General features: G+C 70.0%; 11 protein-coding genes and 1 pseudogene. 8 read left to right on the top strand and 4 right to left on the bottom strand.

The window, feature by feature from the left end; translation table 11 throughout:
* On the top strand, positions 1-433 hold a 433-nt coding region (locus tag EYQ95_RS17100; protein ID WP_165924766.1), incomplete at its 5' end, for a murein hydrolase activator EnvC.
* Positions 434-537: 104 nt separating this feature from the next.
* A pseudogene (locus EYQ95_RS17095) lies at positions 538-1,907 on the top strand (S41 family peptidase); the annotation flags it as partial.
* On the opposite strand, the gene EYQ95_RS17090 reads toward EYQ95_RS17095, so the two are convergent.
* The gene (locus EYQ95_RS17090; protein WP_132328524.1) at positions 1,899-2,219 is read right to left on the bottom strand and encodes a DUF1820 family protein; all 321 of its coding nucleotides are present in this window, start codon (positions 2,217-2,219) and stop codon (positions 1,899-1,901) included. The pseudogene EYQ95_RS17095 and the gene EYQ95_RS17090 overlap by 9 nt on opposite strands.
* Positions 2,220-2,299: 80 nt before the next feature.
* Positions 2,300-2,992 carry a rhomboid family intramembrane serine protease gene (locus EYQ95_RS17085; RefSeq protein ID WP_132328522.1) on the bottom strand — a complete coding sequence of 231 codons (693 nt, stop codon included), beginning with the start codon at positions 2,990-2,992 and terminating at the stop codon, positions 2,300-2,302.
* A 171-nt stretch (positions 2,993-3,163) separates the two neighbouring features.
* On the opposite strand from EYQ95_RS17085, the gene EYQ95_RS17080 reads away from it, so the two are divergent.
* Both EYQ95_RS17080 and EYQ95_RS17075 read left to right on the top strand, forming a co-directional pair.
* On the top strand, positions 3,164-4,516 hold the full coding sequence (locus tag EYQ95_RS17080; protein ID WP_132328520.1) for an OmpP1/FadL family transporter: 1,353 nt from the start codon (positions 3,164-3,166) through the stop codon (positions 4,514-4,516).
* Positions 4,517-4,693: 177 nt separating this feature from the next.
* Entirely contained in the window at positions 4,694-7,294 is a 2,601-nt protein-coding gene (locus EYQ95_RS17075) for a TonB-dependent siderophore receptor (RefSeq protein WP_132328517.1), read from the top strand.
* Positions 7,295-7,363: 69 nt separating this feature from the next.
* Here EYQ95_RS17075 and putA read toward each other — a convergent pair whose 3' ends face one another.
* Positions 7,364-10,579, bottom strand: coding sequence for a bifunctional proline dehydrogenase/L-glutamate gamma-semialdehyde dehydrogenase PutA (putA, locus tag EYQ95_RS17070; RefSeq protein ID WP_132328515.1), 3,216 nt, complete (start codon positions 10,577-10,579; stop codon positions 7,364-7,366).
* Between the two features lie 290 nt (positions 10,580-10,869).
* Here putA and coxB point away from each other — a divergent pair, with 290 nt between their 5' ends.
* The 4 genes from coxB to EYQ95_RS17050 all read left to right on the top strand — a co-directional run bounded on the left by coxB (position 10,870) and on the right by EYQ95_RS17050 (position 15,113).
* Positions 10,870-11,814 (top strand): cytochrome c oxidase subunit II, encoded by a 945-nt coding sequence (gene coxB, locus EYQ95_RS17065; protein ID WP_132328513.1) that lies wholly within the window; start codon positions 10,870-10,872, stop codon positions 11,812-11,814.
* Positions 11,815-11,839: 25 nt separating this feature from the next.
* The gene (ctaD, locus tag EYQ95_RS17060; RefSeq protein WP_132328511.1) at positions 11,840-13,459 is read left to right on the top strand and encodes a cytochrome c oxidase subunit I; all 1,620 of its coding nucleotides are present in this window, start codon (positions 11,840-11,842) and stop codon (positions 13,457-13,459) included.
* Positions 13,460-13,611: 152 nt separating this feature from the next.
* Complete coding sequence (locus EYQ95_RS17055) at positions 13,612-14,190, top strand: cytochrome c oxidase assembly protein (protein ID WP_132328509.1); 579 nt, start codon at positions 13,612-13,614, stop codon at positions 14,188-14,190.
* Between the two features lie 41 nt (positions 14,191-14,231).
* Positions 14,232-15,113 carry a cytochrome c oxidase subunit 3 gene (locus EYQ95_RS17050; RefSeq protein WP_132328507.1) on the top strand — a complete coding sequence of 294 codons (882 nt, stop codon included), beginning with the start codon at positions 14,232-14,234 and terminating at the stop codon, positions 15,111-15,113.
* Between the two features lie 61 nt (positions 15,114-15,174).
* Here the strand turns inward: EYQ95_RS17050 and EYQ95_RS17045 are convergent, their stop codons facing one another.
* The gene (locus EYQ95_RS17045; protein WP_132328505.1) at positions 15,175-15,405 is read right to left on the bottom strand and encodes a twin transmembrane helix small protein; all 231 of its coding nucleotides are present in this window, start codon (positions 15,403-15,405) and stop codon (positions 15,175-15,177) included.
* Between the last annotated feature and the right edge of the window lie 65 nt (positions 15,406-15,470).

Raw genomic sequence — 15,470 nt, 5'->3', positions numbered from 1 at the left:
GCGACGGGCACGCTCTGGACCATCGGCCATTCCACGCACGCGTGGGAGGACTTCGTCGCGATCCTGCAGGGCGCCGGTCTCGGGCGCGCTGCTGGCCGGCTACGGGCGCACCATGCCCGACGGCCGCCGCAGCGACGGCCTGCTGATCGCCGCCGGCGCCGGCAGCCCGGTGCGTGCCGTGGCCGACGGCACCGTCGTCTATGCCGAATGGATGACCGGCTACGGCCTGCTCGCGATCGTCGACCACGGCAACGGCTACATGTCGCTGTACGCGCACAACGACTCGCTGCTCAGGGACGCCGGGGCGACGGTCAGGCGCGGCGACCCCATCGCCACGGTGGGCACGTCGGGCGGGCAGGGGCGCGCGACCCTGTATTTCGAGCTGCGCCGCAACGGCGCGCCCGTCGACCCGGGCGTGTGGCTGCGCCGCTGACCTGCACGCTGGTTGACGCGCCGCCGCGCTACCGTGCTCCACTGGCCCCATTCCCGGCCCCTGCGCCGGAACGTTCCGGAGCTTCCATGCCGCGCCGTCGCCTCATCCTGCCCGCCCTGCTGCTCGCCTGCCTGCCCGCGTTCGCGCAACAGGCGCCCGCGCCCGCGCAGCCCGCCGGCCCGGCGCCGCAGTCGCCCGCCCCGCAGCCGGCACGGCCCGCGCCCGCCGCCAAGGACGCAACCGGCGACCAGGTGCCGCTGGAGGAGATCCGGCGCTTCGTGTCGGTCTTCAACGCGGTCCGGCAGGCGCACGTGGAGCCCATCAGCGATGCGCAGCTCATGCAGTCGGCGATCCGTGGCCTGCTGTTCGACCTCGACCCGCACAGCGTCTACTTCGAGCGCGAGGCCGCGGAGAATTTCGAGGAAGGCGCGCGTGGCGCCTACGAGGGCGTGGGCGTGGAACTGCAGCGGCAGGACAACGGCACGCTGAGGGTCATCGCCGCCATCGACGACACGCCGGCGGCGAAGGCCGGGGTGAAGGCCGGGGACCTCATCGTCGCAATCGACGGCAAGCCGCTGCGTGCGGGCGAGGCCGACAGTTCCTCGCCCCTGCGCGGCCCGGCCGGAAGCGCGGTCAGGCTGACCATCCTGCGCGAGGGGCAGCCGCGTCCGCTCGAGATCACGGTGGTGCGCGACACCATCCGCGTCACCAGCGTGCGCTCGCGCCTGCTCGAGCCGGGCTTCGGCTACGTGCGCATCGCCGCCTTCCAGGCCGACACCGCCGCGGACTTCGAGAAGGCGCTGGAGCGCCTGCAGGCCGGCGGCGCGCTGCGCGGGCTGGTCATCGACCTGCGCAGCAACCCGGGCGGCCTGCTGACGGCCGCGGTGCAGATCGCCGACGACCTGCTCGAGCGCGGCGGCATCGTGTCCACGCGCGGTCGCCTGCCGATCACCGAGGCGCAGTTCACCGCCACGCCGGGCGATCGCCTGAATGGCGCGCCGGTGGTGGTGCTGGTCGACGCCGGCTCGGCCAGCGCATCGGAGGTACTCGCCGGCGCGCTGCGCGACAACGGCCGCGCGCGCGTGGTCGGCAGCCGCACGTTCGGCAAGGGCTCGGTGCAGACGCTGCTGCCGCTGGACAACGGCGACTCCATCAAGCTCACCACGGCGCGCTACTACACGCCCAAGGGCACGTCGATCCAGGCGCTGGGCATCGTGCCCGACGTCGCCTTCAAGCCCGCCGGGGACGACGCGGCGCGCCCGGGCTTCACCGAGGCCAGCCTGCCCGGCCACCTGCGCGCCGAGGGCGAGGACGGCCTTGCACCGGGCGACGTGCTGGAAGGCGAGGCCTACGTGGCGCAGGCGCTGGCGGAGCTGAAGAAGCTCGCGGCCGCGCGCTAGGCGTACGGCGACGGGCGGCCGCACCGCCCGCGTCGGCCGCGGGCGGGGGGCGCCCCGGTCCGGCCTCAGCGCGGCTTGTGCGGCAGCGGGAAGGGCGTGACCACCTTCTCGCCGGTGGCCGCGTCTCGGATCGCCGACTGGCCCTTCCGGTCGACCTCCTCGATGCGCACGATCGAATGCATCGGCAGGTGCAGGACGCGGGTATTGCCGAACTCGTCGCGCAGGCGCTCCTCGGTCGGGTCGATCACTACCCCGTCGTGCACGTCGAACACCAGTTCGCCCACCTCGGTGAAGCCCCAGAGCGCGCCGCTGCCGACATGGCGGGCGTAGAGCTCGTAGACCTTGCCGGCGTTGAGGAAGGTGACCTTGTAAAGCGGCTTGGGCATGGGGCGGGCGACGTGCGGGAATGGAGCACAGGTGGGGCCGGGCATCGCGCACTTCAATGCTGCGTCGCGGCAGAAACGGCTCAGAACCCGCGTCGACGCCGCAAGCGCCGGGCGATCCCGCGGCGCGCGAGCAGGCCGAAGACGCCGCCGAAGGCGAAACCGGCCAGGTGCGCCGACCAGGCCACCGCACCGAAGGCCGGACCCACGAAGGTGAAGACCAGCTGCAGCCCCGCCCAGACGCCGATCAGCACGGCCGCGGGCATCTTCACGAACTGCAGGAACAGCCCCAGCGGCAGCACCAGGCCCAACCGCGCGCCGGGAAACAGCACCAGGTACGCCCCGATCAGCGCCGACACGGCGCCGCTGGCGCCGATCACCAGGCGGTCGGGCGCGCCGATGGCCAGCACCGCCGCCAGGTTCGCCACCATGCCGCCGGCCAGGAACAGCGCGAGGAAGCGCCAGGGGCCCATCGCGCGCTCGGCCGGCGCGCCGAAGATCAGCAGGAACAGCAGGTTGCCGATCAGGTGCGTCCAGTCCGCGTGCAGGAACATGGCCGTGGCCAGCCGCGCGAGCCGGCCGTCCCGCAGCGCCTGCAGCGTTTCCGGCCAGGAGCGCAGGCCTCCGGTCAGCGCGCCCCAGTCGGCCAGCAGCCGGCGATGCGCGTCGTCGGGCAGCAGGCTGGCGGCCACGAAGGCACCCCACAGCAGCACGAAGACCAGCGGCATGGCCCAGCGCAGGGCAGGCTTTTCGCGGGGCGGAATGGCGACGAACACGGCGGGCGCGGCAGTCGGGGCAGGCCGATCATGAACGAGCCGACCGCCGCTGCGCATCCTGCCCGGGTGTTGTTAACGGGCTTCTAAGGGATATATTCGGCCCCGCATGGTGCCGGGCACCAGACGAAGGCCGGCCCGACCGGCGATGCAACTTCCCTTTTGGAGAGAGACATGCACGTACACGGCTTCACGCGCCTGACGGCGCTCGCGCTGGGCATCACCGGCGCGCTGGCGATGGGCAATGCCCAGGCCTCGGGCTTCCAGATCCGCGAGAACAGCGTGCAGAACATGGGCCGCGCCTTCTCGGGTACGGCCACCAGCATCGGCGACGCCTCGGCCGTCGTGAACAATCCGGCCGCGATGTCGACCTTCGAGCAGCGCACCGTGCGCTCGGACCTCTCGCTGATCGACCTCACCGCCGACTTCGAGGGCGGCGGCACCACCGCCATCGGCACGCCGCTTTCCGGCAACGACGGCGGCGACCCGGGCGACCTGACCGCCGTGCCGGCGCTGTCGGCCGTGTTCCCGATGTCGGGCGCGCTGGACAACCTCACCTTCGGCGTCTCCGTCGCCGCGCCCTTCGGCCTGAAGACCGAGTACGACCCGACCTGGATCGGCCGCTACAACGCGGTCACCTCGGACGTGAAGATCGTCGACCTCACGCTGGCCGCCTCGCTCGCCATCACCGATCGCTTCTCGGTCGGCCTGGGCCTGATCACCGAGCGCGCCGACGTCACCCTGACCAACGCCATCGACTACGGCACGGCCGTCTGCGCCGGCTCGGGCAACCCGGCCAACTGCCTCAACCCGGCCTATCCGTTCCGTCCGCAGCAGAACGACGGCTTCCTGGAAGTCACCGGCGACGACACCAGCATCGGCTGGCTGGTCGGCCTGCACGCGCGCCCGACCGACCGCCTGACCATCGGCCTGTCGCACCGCTCGGAGATCGACCATGATCTGGAGGGCACCGCCGACTTCAGCGCGCCGTCCGCCGTCGCCGCCGTCCTCGGCCCGGCCGCGGCCGACACCGCGGTCACCGCGCCGCTGACCACGCCGAGCATCACCACCGTCGGCGTGCGCTACGAGTTCACCGACAGCTTCCGCATGCTGCTGGACTACCAGCGCACCGGCTGGTCGTCGCTGGAAGCCGTGCGCATCTACCGCCCGAACGGCGCGCTGCTGGGCAACGAGTCGTTCAACTGGAAGGACACCGACTTCTGGGCCCTGGGCGCCGAGTTCGACATGGGCGAGGCCTTCACCTTCCGCGCCGGCGTGGGCCACGACGAGACCCCGACCAACGACGTGCACCGCACGCCGCGTCTGCCCGACAACGACCGCATGCTGTACTCGGTGGGCCTGAGCTGGGCGTTCTCCGACAGCATCACCGTGGACGCCGCCTACACGCGCGTCGAGATCGACTCGCCCACCATCAACGGCGTGCGTTCGAGCAGCAATTCGCGCCTGACCGGCAGCTTCGACGGCTACGCGAACCTGTTCGGCGTCTCGGCGCAGATGAGGTTCTGATCGCCCCGTCGCGTGCGTCACCGGAAGAGCCCCGCTTCGGCGGGGCTTTTTCTTTGCGTTCGTCGCCTGCGCGTTGCCGCGCGGCGAGCTTGCTGCTAAGACGATCGAAGCCGCATGGACAGGGGGCGATCACACGGTGCGGCGTCACGACCCGATCGATTCAAGGAGGGAATGCAGATGAGTACGAGCCCGACCCCGGCGCGCGCGCCGGCCCGCCATTCGCTGTCGGCCGGTGTGCGTGCCGCGCTGGCCGCCACGCTGATCGCCGCCACGGGCGCGGCCGCAGCGCAGTCGCAGCCGCCCGCGTCCGGCGCGGACGACAGCCAGGACACCACCACGCTCGACACCGTCTCGGTGCTGGGCTCGCGCACCAAGCCACGCTCGGAGGCCGCCTCGGCGGTGCCCATCGACATCCTCGACGGCGAGGAATTCCACAACCAGCCCGCGGTCGACGTGCTCGACAAGATGCGCACGCTGGTGCCGAGCTTCAACGTCAGCACCATCCCCATCGACGACGCCGCCACGCTGGTGCGACCGGCCAACCTGCGCGGCCTGCCGCCGGACAACACGCTGGTGCTGGTCAACGGCAAGCGCCGCCACCGCGCCGCGGTCATCACTTTCCTCGGCCACGGCCTGTCCGACGGCGCGCAGGGCCCGGACATCTCGGTCTTCCCCTCGCTCGCGCTCGAACAGGTGGAGGTGCTGCGCGACGGCGCGGCCGCGCAGTACGGCTCGGACGCGATCGCCGGCGTCATCAACTTCGGCCTGAAGAAGCGTCGCGAAGGCGGCACGGTGGAGGCCTTCGCCGGCCAGTACTACGAGGGCGACGGCCTGGCGCGCCAGGTCAGCGCGCAGCTGGGCGCGGGCCTGGGCGCGGACGGCTTCGCCACCTTCACCGCCGAATGGCGCGACGCCGAGCCGACCTCGCGCAGCGTGCAGCGCGACGACGCGGCGGCGGTGGCGGCGGCCGGCTACCCGGGCGTCGCCAATCCCGCGCAGATCTGGGGCAGCCCGGAGGTGCACGAGGACGGCAAGTTCGTCGCCAACCTCGGTCTGTCGGGCGAGAACATCGACTTCTACGCCTTCGGCAACCTCGCCCGTCGCGACGTGGAAGGCGGCTTCTACTACCGCAACCCGACCACGCGCGCGGGCGTGTTCTCCAACGACGGCGGCAACACGCTGCTGGTCGGCGACACCAACACGGGCAATGCCATCACCTGCCCGGCGATCGCGCTGCGCGACGCGAGCGGCAACCTCATCCCGTATGCGACGGTGAATGCGGCGGTCAACGCGCTGCCGGCCGAATGCTTCACCTTCCTGCGCCAGTTCCCCGGCGGTTTCACCCCGCGCTTTGGCGGCGAGATGAAGGACGCCGCGCTCACCGCCGGCCTCAAGGGCCTCTGGGGCGGTAGCTGGCACTGGGACCTGTCGGCCGGCTACGGCCGCAACGAGATCGACTTCTACATCCTCAATACCGTCAACGCCTCGCTCGGCCCGAACCAGCCCGCTGGCCTGCGCTTCAACCCCGGCGGCAACGTGCAGACCGAGACCAGCGTCAACTTCGACGTCGGCCACGACATCCAGACCGGTTTCACCGTCGAGCCCATCAGCCTGGCGATGGGCGCCGAGTGGCGCCGCGAGGAGTTCGAGGTGATCGCCGGCGACGGTCCGTCCACGGCGATCGGTCCGCTCACGCAGCAGGGCTTCGCACTCGGCTCCAACGGCTTCAACGGCTTCAACCCGCGCACCGCCGGCACGTTCGACCGCGACAACTGGGCGGTCTACGTCGACGCCGAAGCGCGCTTCACGCAGGCCTTCCTGCTGGGCGCGGCGGTACGGCACGAGGACTTCTCCGACTTCGGCGGCACCACCAACTGGAAGCTCACCGGGCGCTTCGACTTCACCGACGCCTTCGCCCTGCGCGCGGCCTTCGGCACCGGATTCCGCGCGCCTACGCCGGGCCAGTCCAATGCCGAGCAGGTCACCACCTCCTTCATCAACGGCGCCCTGCGCGATACCGCCGTGCTCTCACCGAACAACCCGATCGCGCGGTTCTACGGCGCCGAGCCGCTCAAGCCCGAGGAGTCGAAGAACGCCTCGCTGGGCCTGGTGTTCGACCGTGACAACTGGCTGGTCACCGCGGACTGGTACCGCATCCGCACCGAGGACCGCATCGCGCTCTCCGCCTTCTTCACCGTGTCCGACGCCGATCGCGCCGCGCTCGTCGCGGGCGGCAACCCGGAAGCAGCGTCCATCTCGGAAGTGCAGTTCTTCGTCAACGACTTCGACACCACCACCACGGGCTTCGACCTCGTGGCCAGCTACGACGGCCAGCTCTTCGGCGCCAAGACCACCTACGCGCTGGCGGCGAACTGGAACAAGACCGAGGTCGACGACTACACGCCGGGCATCATCACGCCGATCCGCATCCAGAAGCTGGAGGAATCGCTGCCGCGCACCAAGGGCACGTTCAGCATCAACCATCAGCGCGAGGTGTTCTCGGCGAACCTGCGCGTGAACTACTTCGGCTCGTTCTTCGAGGATCATCTCGACGACGGCGGCCTGCCCATCTACGGCGACAGCGCGGTGACCGTCGACGTGGACCTGGGCTGGAAGTTCGCCTCGGGCCTGTACTTCAACGTCGGCGCGCAGAACGTCTTCGACGAGGTGCCGGAGGAGAATCCGTGGGGCTTCATCGCCGGCGCGCAGTACCCGGTGCACGCGCCCTACGGCTTCAACGGCGGCTTCTACTACGCGCGGCTGGGCTTTACCTTCTGATCCATCGCGCGCCGCGCAACGAAAAAGCCCCGCACCTGGCGGGGCTTTTTCCTGCGGTGCGGCCCGCGGTCAGTCGCCCAGCGTCAGCAGCGAGGCGTTGCCGCCGGCCGCCGTGGTGTTGACGGTGATCGTCTTCTCGGTGGTGAAGCGCGGTAGGTAGTGCGGGCCGCCGGCCTTCGGGCCGGTGCCGGACAGGCCCTGGCCGCCGAAGGGCTGCACGCCCACCACCGCGCCGATCTGGTTGCGATTGACGTAGCAGTTGCCCACCTTGATGCGGCTGGCGATCTTCTCGATGGTCGCGTCGATGCGCGAATGCACGCCCAGGGTCAGGCCGTAGCCGGTGGCGTTGATCTGGTCGATCACCGCATCGAGCTGGTCGGCCTTCCAGCGGATCACGTGCAGCACGGGGCCGAAGACCTCGCGGTGCAGCTGGTCGAGCGAATGCAGCTCGTAGGCGCGCGGGCCGAAGAAGCTGCCGTGCGCGGCCGCCTCGCCCAGCGGGATCTCCGCGATCTTCGCGCGCGCCTCGCGGTCCATGCGCGCGGCGTGCTCGTTCAGCACGCGCAGCGCGTCGTCGTCGATCACCGGGCCGACGTCGGTGGACAGCAGGCCGGGGTCGCCCACCACGAGTTCGGCCATCGCGCCGGCGAGCATCTTCACCACCTTGTCGGCGATGTCGTCCTGCACGAACAGCACGCGCGCGGCCGAGCAGCGCTGGCCCGCGGAGGTAAAGGCCGAGCCGATCGCGTCCTTGACCACCTGCTCGGGCAGCGAGGAGGAATCGGCGATCAGCGCGTTCTGGCCGCCGGTCTCGGCGATCAGGATGCCGATCGGCGCGTTCTCGCGGGCGGCCAGCGCACGGTTGATCGCGCGCGCGGTCTCGGTGGAACCGGTGAAGGCCACGCCGGCGATGCGATCGTCGCGCGTGAGCGCAGCGCCCACGGTGGCGCCATCGCCGGGCAGGAACTGCAGCACGGCCTCGGGGATGCCGGCCTCGTGCAGCAGCTTCACCGCGGCATGGCCGATGAGGTTGGTCTGCTCGGCCGGCTTGGCGATCACGCAGTTGCCCGCGGCCAGCGCGGCGCAGACCTGGCCCATGAAGATCGCCAGCGGGAAGTTCCACGGGCTGATGCAGACGAACGTGCCACGGCCGGACAGCTGCAGCGTGTTGGACTCGCCGGTCGGGCCGGGCAGCGGCTCGGGCTTGAACAGCACGCGCGCCTGCTCGGCGTAGTAGCGCAGGAAGTCCACCGCCTCGCGCACTTCGGCCACGCCGTCGGGAATGGTCTTGCCGGCCTCGCGCGTGCACATCGCGATGAACATGGGCATGCGCTGCTCGAGCAGGTCCGCGGCATGCTCGAGGATCGCGGCGCGGCTGGCGGCGGGCGTGGTGTTCCAGCCGTCGTGCGCGGCCGTGGCATTGGCCAGCGCGCGCTCGACCAGCGAGGCGTCGGCGGCGATCCAGTGGCCCACGACCTGCCGGCGGTCCGCCGGGTTGGTCACGGCGATGCGTTCGCCCGACACCGATGCGCCGGCCACGAGCGGCTCGGCGGACCACGGCTGCGCGGCCGCGGCATTGACCTGGTCGGCGAGCGTGCGCAGCGCGTCGTCGTTGGCGAGGTTCATGCCCATCGAATTGCTCCTGGAATGGCCGTAGCTGCGGAAGAGATCGACCGGCAGCGGGATGCGCGGATGCGGGATCGGGTCGAAGCCGGCGACGACCTCGATGGGGTCGCGCACGAGGTCCTCGACGGGGATCGACTCGTCGGTGATGCGGTTGACGAAGCTGGAGTTGGCGCCGTTCTCGAGCAGGCGTCGCACGAGATACGGCAGCAGGTCCTCGTGCGAGCCCACCGGTGCGTAGACGCGGCAGGGCACGTCCAGGCGGTCGGCCGGGATGACCTCCGCGTAGAGGTCGTCGCCCATGCCGTGCAGCTTCTGGAATTCGAACGGGCGGCCCGCCGCCATGCGATGCACGTGCGCGATCGTCTGCGCATTGTGCGTGGCGAACATGGGGTAGATCGCGTCCGAGGCGTCGAGCATGCGCCGCGCATTGGCGAGGTAGCTGACGTCGGTGTTGGGCTTGCGCGTGAACACCGGATAGCCCGGCATGCCGTCCACCTGCGCGCGCTTGACCTCGGCGTCCCAGTACGCGCCCTTGACCAGGCGCACGGGGATGCGGCGGCCGGTACGGCGGGCGAGGTCGGCGATGAAGTCGATGACCTCGGGGCAGCGCTTGGAATAGGCCTGCACGGCGAGCCCGAAACCTTCCCAGCCGGCCAGCGATGCATCCGAGTACGCACCGGCGATGACGTCCAGAGACAGCTCCAGGCGATCGGCTTCCTCGGCGTCCACCGTGAAGCCGATCGCGTACGACTTCGCCAGCTGCGCCAGTTCCAGCACGCGCGGCGTCAGCTCGGCCAGCACGCGCGCACGCTTGGCGTGCTCGTAGCGCGGATGCAGCGCGGACAGCTTCACCGAGATCGACGGCGCGCCGAACACCGCCGCGGCATCGGACGGGTCCACGGTGCCTTCGCCGCGCGAATGCCGGCCGATGGCGTGGATCGCGCCGCGGTAGGCCTCCAGGTAGCGCGCGGCGTCGCTGGCGGTGAGCGCCGCTTCGCCGAGCATGTCGAAGGAATAGCGGTAGGCCGCGTTCTCGCCCTTGCGCGAGCGCGCGAGCGCTTCCTCGATGGTCCGCCCCATCACGAACTGGTGGCCCATGATCCGCATCGCCTGGCGCACCGCCAGGCGGATCACCGGCTCGCCCACGCGGCCGATCAGGCGCTTGAAGGCGCCGTGCACGTCGCGGCGGGTCTCGTCGGCCAGATCGACCAGGTGCCCGGTCAGCATCAGGCCCCAGGTCGAGGCGTTGACCAGCACCGAGGGCGACTGGCCCATGTGGCGCTTCCAGTCGGCCTCGCCCAGCTTGTCGCGGATCAGGCGATCGGCGGTCTCGGCGTCGGGGATGCGCAGCAGGGCCTCGGCCACGCACATCAGCAGCACGCCCTCCTCGGAGCCGAGGTCGTACTGGCGCATGAAGGCCTCGATCGCGCCCTGGTTCCGGGCGCGGCGACGGACGCGGGCGACCAGATCGGCGGCCGTGGCCTGGACCGCTTTGGCCTCGGCATCGGGCAGGCGGGCCTCGTCGAGCAGGCGGCGTACGTGGGCGGCCTCGTCGCGGACCCAGCCCGCGGTGATGGCCGCGCGCGGCCCGGTCGGGGCCGGCGGGAGTTCCGGGCGGATCAGCGCGCCACCGGCGACGCCAGGGGAATCGGGAGTCATCGTCCGTGCAACGGGGAGGGGATGCGCATAGTCTAGCGGTGCCGTCCCGCGCGGCCCGCCGGACGCGGCTGCAGCGTGCCCGCTAGCACGCTCCGGGCGGCCGAATCTTGCCGCAGATCAAGGCGGGGGCTACCATTCCGTAGTTACAGCGGCGCTTTGCGTGGCGTCGCCTGCGTTCCCGCCCGCCCTCCGTCCAGGATCCCATCGGCCCGCGCCGGGCCCGGTCCGTCGCGGTATGCACTCCGCGGGCGCCCACCCATTTCAGTATCTGTTTTTCGGGGCTCGATCTGATGAAAGCCGGTCGTATCAAGCAGTGCGCTGCGGGCCTGGCCGCCGCCGCCCTGCCGGTCCTCGTGTCTGCACAGCAGGTCCTGCCCAACGATCCGGATCCGGAACGCTGGCAGCTGAACATGCGCCGCGGCGTCACCCTCATCTCGGACAACGCCTACGACGCGCACATGATCGCGCTGTGGATCTGCGTGGGCATCGGCGTGCTGGTCTTCGCGGCCATGGGCATCGCCATGTTCAAGTTCCGCAAGTCCCGCGGCGCCGTGCCCGACGTGAACTTCACCCACAGCACCCGGCTCGAGGTGCTGTGGACGGTGATCCCGATCGTCCTGCTCGTGGCCATGGCCTTCCCGGCCACCAGCAAGCTGATCCAGATGTACGACATCCGCGAGTCGCAGATGACCGTCAAGGTCACCGGCTACCAGTGGATGTGGAAGTACGACTACCTCGGCCAGGACGTCTCGGTCACCTCGCGCCTGAAGCGCGAGAGCGACGAGATGCGCCAGAGCGGCGGCGTGCCGACGATGGAATCGCACCCGGACTACCTGCTCGAGGTCGACAACGAGCTGGTCGTGCCGACCCACACCAAGATCCGCTTCGTGGTCACCGCCGACGACGTGATCCACTCCTGGTGGGTGCCGGCGCTGGGCTGGAAGCAGGACGCGATCCCCGGCCTGATCAACGAGGCCTGGACGCGCATCGACCGCCCGGGCGTCTACCGCGGCCAGTGCGCCGAGCTCTGCGGCAAGGACCACGGCTACATGCCGATCGTCGTGCGCGCCGTCCCGCCGGAGGAGTTCCGCCAGTGGATCGCCGCGCGCCAGCCGGCCCCGGCGGCCCCGGTCGTCGCGCCGGCCCCGGCCGCCACGCCGGAAGCGCCGGCCACGGCCACGCCGGAAGGCGCGGTGACCCCGAATACCGACACCCCGGCCGTGACCGCGGGCTGATCGAACCGAATACGCAGAGGTAGTCATGGCCGTCACGCATCCGCACCACGCCCAGCCGACCGACGAGCACGGTCACGAGCAGGGCTTCATCGAGCGCTGGTTCTTCTCCACGAACCACAAGGACATCGGGACCCTGTACCTGGTGTTCTCCTTCATCATGTTCATCGTGGGCGCGGCGTTCTCGGTCGTGATCCGCGCCGAGCTGATGAAGCCGGGCCTGCAGTTCGTCGACCCGATGTTCTTCAACTCGATGACGACGATGCACGCGCTCGTCATGATCTTCGGCGGCGTGATGCCGGCCTTCGTGGGCCTGGGCAACTGGATGATCCCGCTGCAGATCGGCGCGCCGGACATGGCGCTGCCGCGCATGAACAACTGGTCCTTCTGGATCATGCCGTTCGCGTTCACGCTGCTGCTGATGACGTTCTTCCTGCCGGGCGGCGCGCCCGCCGGCGGCTGGACGCTCTACCCGCCGCTGTCGCTGCAGGGCGGCGCGAACGTCGCCTTCGCGATCTTCTCGATCCACCTGATGGGCATCAGCTCGATCATGGGCGCGATCAACATCATCGCGACCATCCTCAACATGCGCGCGCCGGGCGTGGACCTGCTGAAGATGCCGATCTTCTGCTGGACCTGGCTGATCACCGCGTTCCTGCTGATCGCGGTGATGCCGGTGCTCGCCGGCGCGGTGACCATGCTGCTGACCGACAAGTTCTTCGGCACGTCGTTCTTCAACGCGGCCGGCGGCGGCGACCCGGTGATGTTCCAGCACATCTTCTGGTTCTTCGGCCACCCCGAGGTCTACATCATGATCCTGCCGGCGTTCGGCGTGGTGTCGGAGATCATCCCGACCTTCAGCCGCAAGCCGCTGTTCGGCTACCAGGCGATGGTCTACGCGACCGCCGCGATCGCCTTCCTGTCGTTCATCGTGTGGGCGCACCACATGTTCACGGTGGGCATGCCGCTGGGTGGCGAGATCTACTTCATGTTCGCCACGATGCTGATCTCCATCCCCACGGGCGTGAAGGTCTTCAACTGGGTCACGACCATGTGGCGCGGCTCGCTGACCTTCGAGTCGCCGATGAAGTGGGCGATCGCCTTCGTGATCCTGTTCACCATCGGCGGCTTCTCGGGCCTGATGCTCGCCATCGTGCCGGCGGACTTCCAGTACCACGACACCTACTTCGTGGTGGCGCACTTCCACTACGTGCTGGTCACCGGCGCGCTGTTCGCGATCATCGCGGCCGTCTACTACTGGTGGCCGAAGTGGACCGGGCGCATGGTCAACGAGAAGCTGGCCAGCTTCCACTTCTGGTGGTCGATGGTCTTCGTGAACCTGCTGTTCTTCCCGCAGCACTTCCTGGGCCTGGCCGGCATGCCGCGCCGCATCCCGGACTACAACGTGGTGTTCGCCGACTGGAACCTGATCAGCTCGATCGGCGCCTTCGGCATGTTCGCCACCCCGTTCATCATGGCCTTCGTGCTGTGGCACTCCAAGAAGCACGGCGCGCCGGCCACCGCCCGCGTGTGGGAAGGCGCCAAGGGCCTGGAGTGGACCGTGCCGAGCCCGGCGCCGCACCACACCTTCACCGTGCCGCCGGTGGTCAAGGACGGCGACCTCGCCCACGGCGACATCAGCCACTAAGACGTCGCGCCCGCGCCCATGACGCCGTCCAGCCACCCCCGCCAACCGGATGACGCCGCCCGCCGTGCGCGGGCGCGTCGTACGGCCGTGGTGGTCGCGCTGGTGGCCGTGGCGGTCTACGCGGGCTTCCTGCTGATGGGAGTGCTCGGGCGATGAACGCCGGGCGTTCCCGCCGCGCGGGCTGGCTCAAGCTGCTGGGCGTCTCGCTGGGCGCCTTCGCCTTCACCTTCAGCCTGGTGCCGCTGTACCGCATCGCCTGCGAGAAGGTCTTCGGCATCCGCCTCTCGCAGGAGGCGCAGCCGGGCGCGAAGGTCGCCGCGGCCAAGGGCGAGCGCTGGGTCACCGTGCAGTTCGACGGCGGCGTGAACTCCAAGCTCGCCTGGGACTTCCGTCCGCACCAGCAGGAAATGAAGGTGCGGGTCGGCCAGCCGTACGAGACGCGCTATTTCGCCCGCAATGCCGCCGCCTCGCCGGTGGTGGGCAGCGCGGTGCCGTCGGTGGCGCCGGCGCGCGCCTCGCAGTACTTCGTCAAGACCGAATGCTTCTGCTTCACCGCGCAGACGCTCGCCGCCGGCGAGTCGCGCGACATGCCGGTGCGCTTCATCGTCGACCCGGCGCTGCCGGCCGACGTCAAGACGCTCACCCTGTCCTACACCTTCTTCCGCAACGATGCGCTGACCGCGCGCTTGGGCACGGCCAAGGGGCCGGACGCACCGCGCGCGGCACCGTGATCGCCGATCCTTCGCAGTACTGACCCACGGAACGCTTCGCCATGGCCCACGCTTCCAGCACGCACGACCCCAACGTCTACTTCGTCCCGCACAGCAGCAAGTGGCCGTTCTTCGGCTCCATCGCGCTGTTCGTGATGATGATCGGCGTGGCCAGCTGGCTCAACGAGGCGAGCTGGGGCAAGCCGGTGTTCTTCGTCGGCGTGGCGCTGACGCTGGCCGTGCTGTTCATGTGGTTCGGCGACGTGATCCGCGAGTCGGTGCGGGGCAACTACAACCGCCAGGTGGACGTCTCGTTCCGCATGGGCATGGTGTGGTTCATCTTCTCCGAGGTGATGTTCTTCGCCGCCTTCTTCGGCGCGCTGTTCTATGCCCGGCAGTTCGCGCTGCCCTGGCTCGCGGGCGAGGGCGACGGTGCCGCCACGCACTCGCTGCTGTGGCAGGGCTTCTCCAGCGGCTGGCCGAACAACGGCCCGGCGGCCGTGGGCGGCGCCTTCCAGACCATCCCGGCCTGGGGCCTGCCGCTGCTCAACACGCTGATCCTGCTGACCTCGGGCAGCACCGTGACCGCGGCGCACCACGCCCTCAAGGCCGGCCACCGCAAGCAGCTGCTGCTGTGGCTGGGCATCACCGTGCTGCTGGGCTGCGTGTTCCTGTTCTTCCAGGCGGAGGAGTACATCCACGCCTACCGCGAGCTCAACCTGACGCTGGGCTCGGGCATCTACGGCTCGACGTTCTTCATGCTGACCGGCTTCCACGGCCTGCACGTGACGCTGGGCACGATCATGCTGGCGATCATCTGGCTGCGCTGCCTGAAGGGCCACTTCGATCGCGACAACCACTTCGCCTTCGAGGCGGTGGCCTGGTACTGGCACTTCGTCGACGTGGTCTGGCTGGCCCTGTTCCTGTTCGTCTACGTGCTGTAAGGCACGCCAGCACCGCAGGGACGACGGGCCGGCACTGCCGGCCCGTCGCGTGTCCGGCGGCTCAGCCGTTCGGGTTCGAGCCCACGCCGTGGAAGTCGATCCAGCCCATCCAGGCCGCGAACACCACGCCGAGGATCAGCACGATCGACAGCACGATGCGCCGGGTCAGCGCGTTCACGGTGCGCTTGCTTCCGCCCTTGTCGGTCAGCATGTAGTACAGGCCCGCGCCGAGGTTCCAGATGATCAGGATCAGGAACGCGACGATGACGAGTGTCTTCAGCGAATCGCTCACGGCTCTCTCCTGCCGCGACCGGATGCGGGCGGCGTTTGGCGCCGGATTATCGCGCGGGACGGCGT

The sequence above is a fragment of the Lysobacter sp. N42 genome (genome assembly GCF_004344885.1).
The sequence above is the reverse complement of the archived record's forward strand: the minus strand, read 5'-3'. Positions and strand labels throughout refer to the sequence as shown.

Bases quoted from the DNA above. Each gene is read 5' to 3' on its own strand.
- putA (WP_132328515.1), bottom strand. From the start codon at position 10,579: ATGACTCCCGATTCCCCTGGCGTCGCCGGTGGCGCGCTGATCCGCCCG.
- EYQ95_RS17075 (WP_132328517.1), top strand. From the start codon at position 4,694: ATGAGTACGAGCCCGACCCCGGCGCGCGCGCCGGCCCGCCATTCGCTG.
- ctaD (WP_132328511.1), top strand. From the start codon at position 11,840: ATGGCCGTCACGCATCCGCACCACGCCCAGCCGACCGACGAGCACGGT.
- EYQ95_RS17055 (WP_132328509.1), top strand. From the start codon at position 13,612: ATGAACGCCGGGCGTTCCCGCCGCGCGGGCTGGCTCAAGCTGCTGGGC.
- EYQ95_RS17090 (WP_132328524.1), bottom strand. From the start codon at position 2,219: ATGCCCAAGCCGCTTTACAAGGTCACCTTCCTCAACGCCGGCAAGGTC.
- EYQ95_RS17050 (WP_132328507.1), top strand. From the start codon at position 14,232: ATGGCCCACGCTTCCAGCACGCACGACCCCAACGTCTACTTCGTCCCG.
- EYQ95_RS17080 (WP_132328520.1), top strand. From the start codon at position 3,164: ATGCACGTACACGGCTTCACGCGCCTGACGGCGCTCGCGCTGGGCATC.
- coxB (WP_132328513.1), top strand. From the start codon at position 10,870: ATGAAAGCCGGTCGTATCAAGCAGTGCGCTGCGGGCCTGGCCGCCGCC.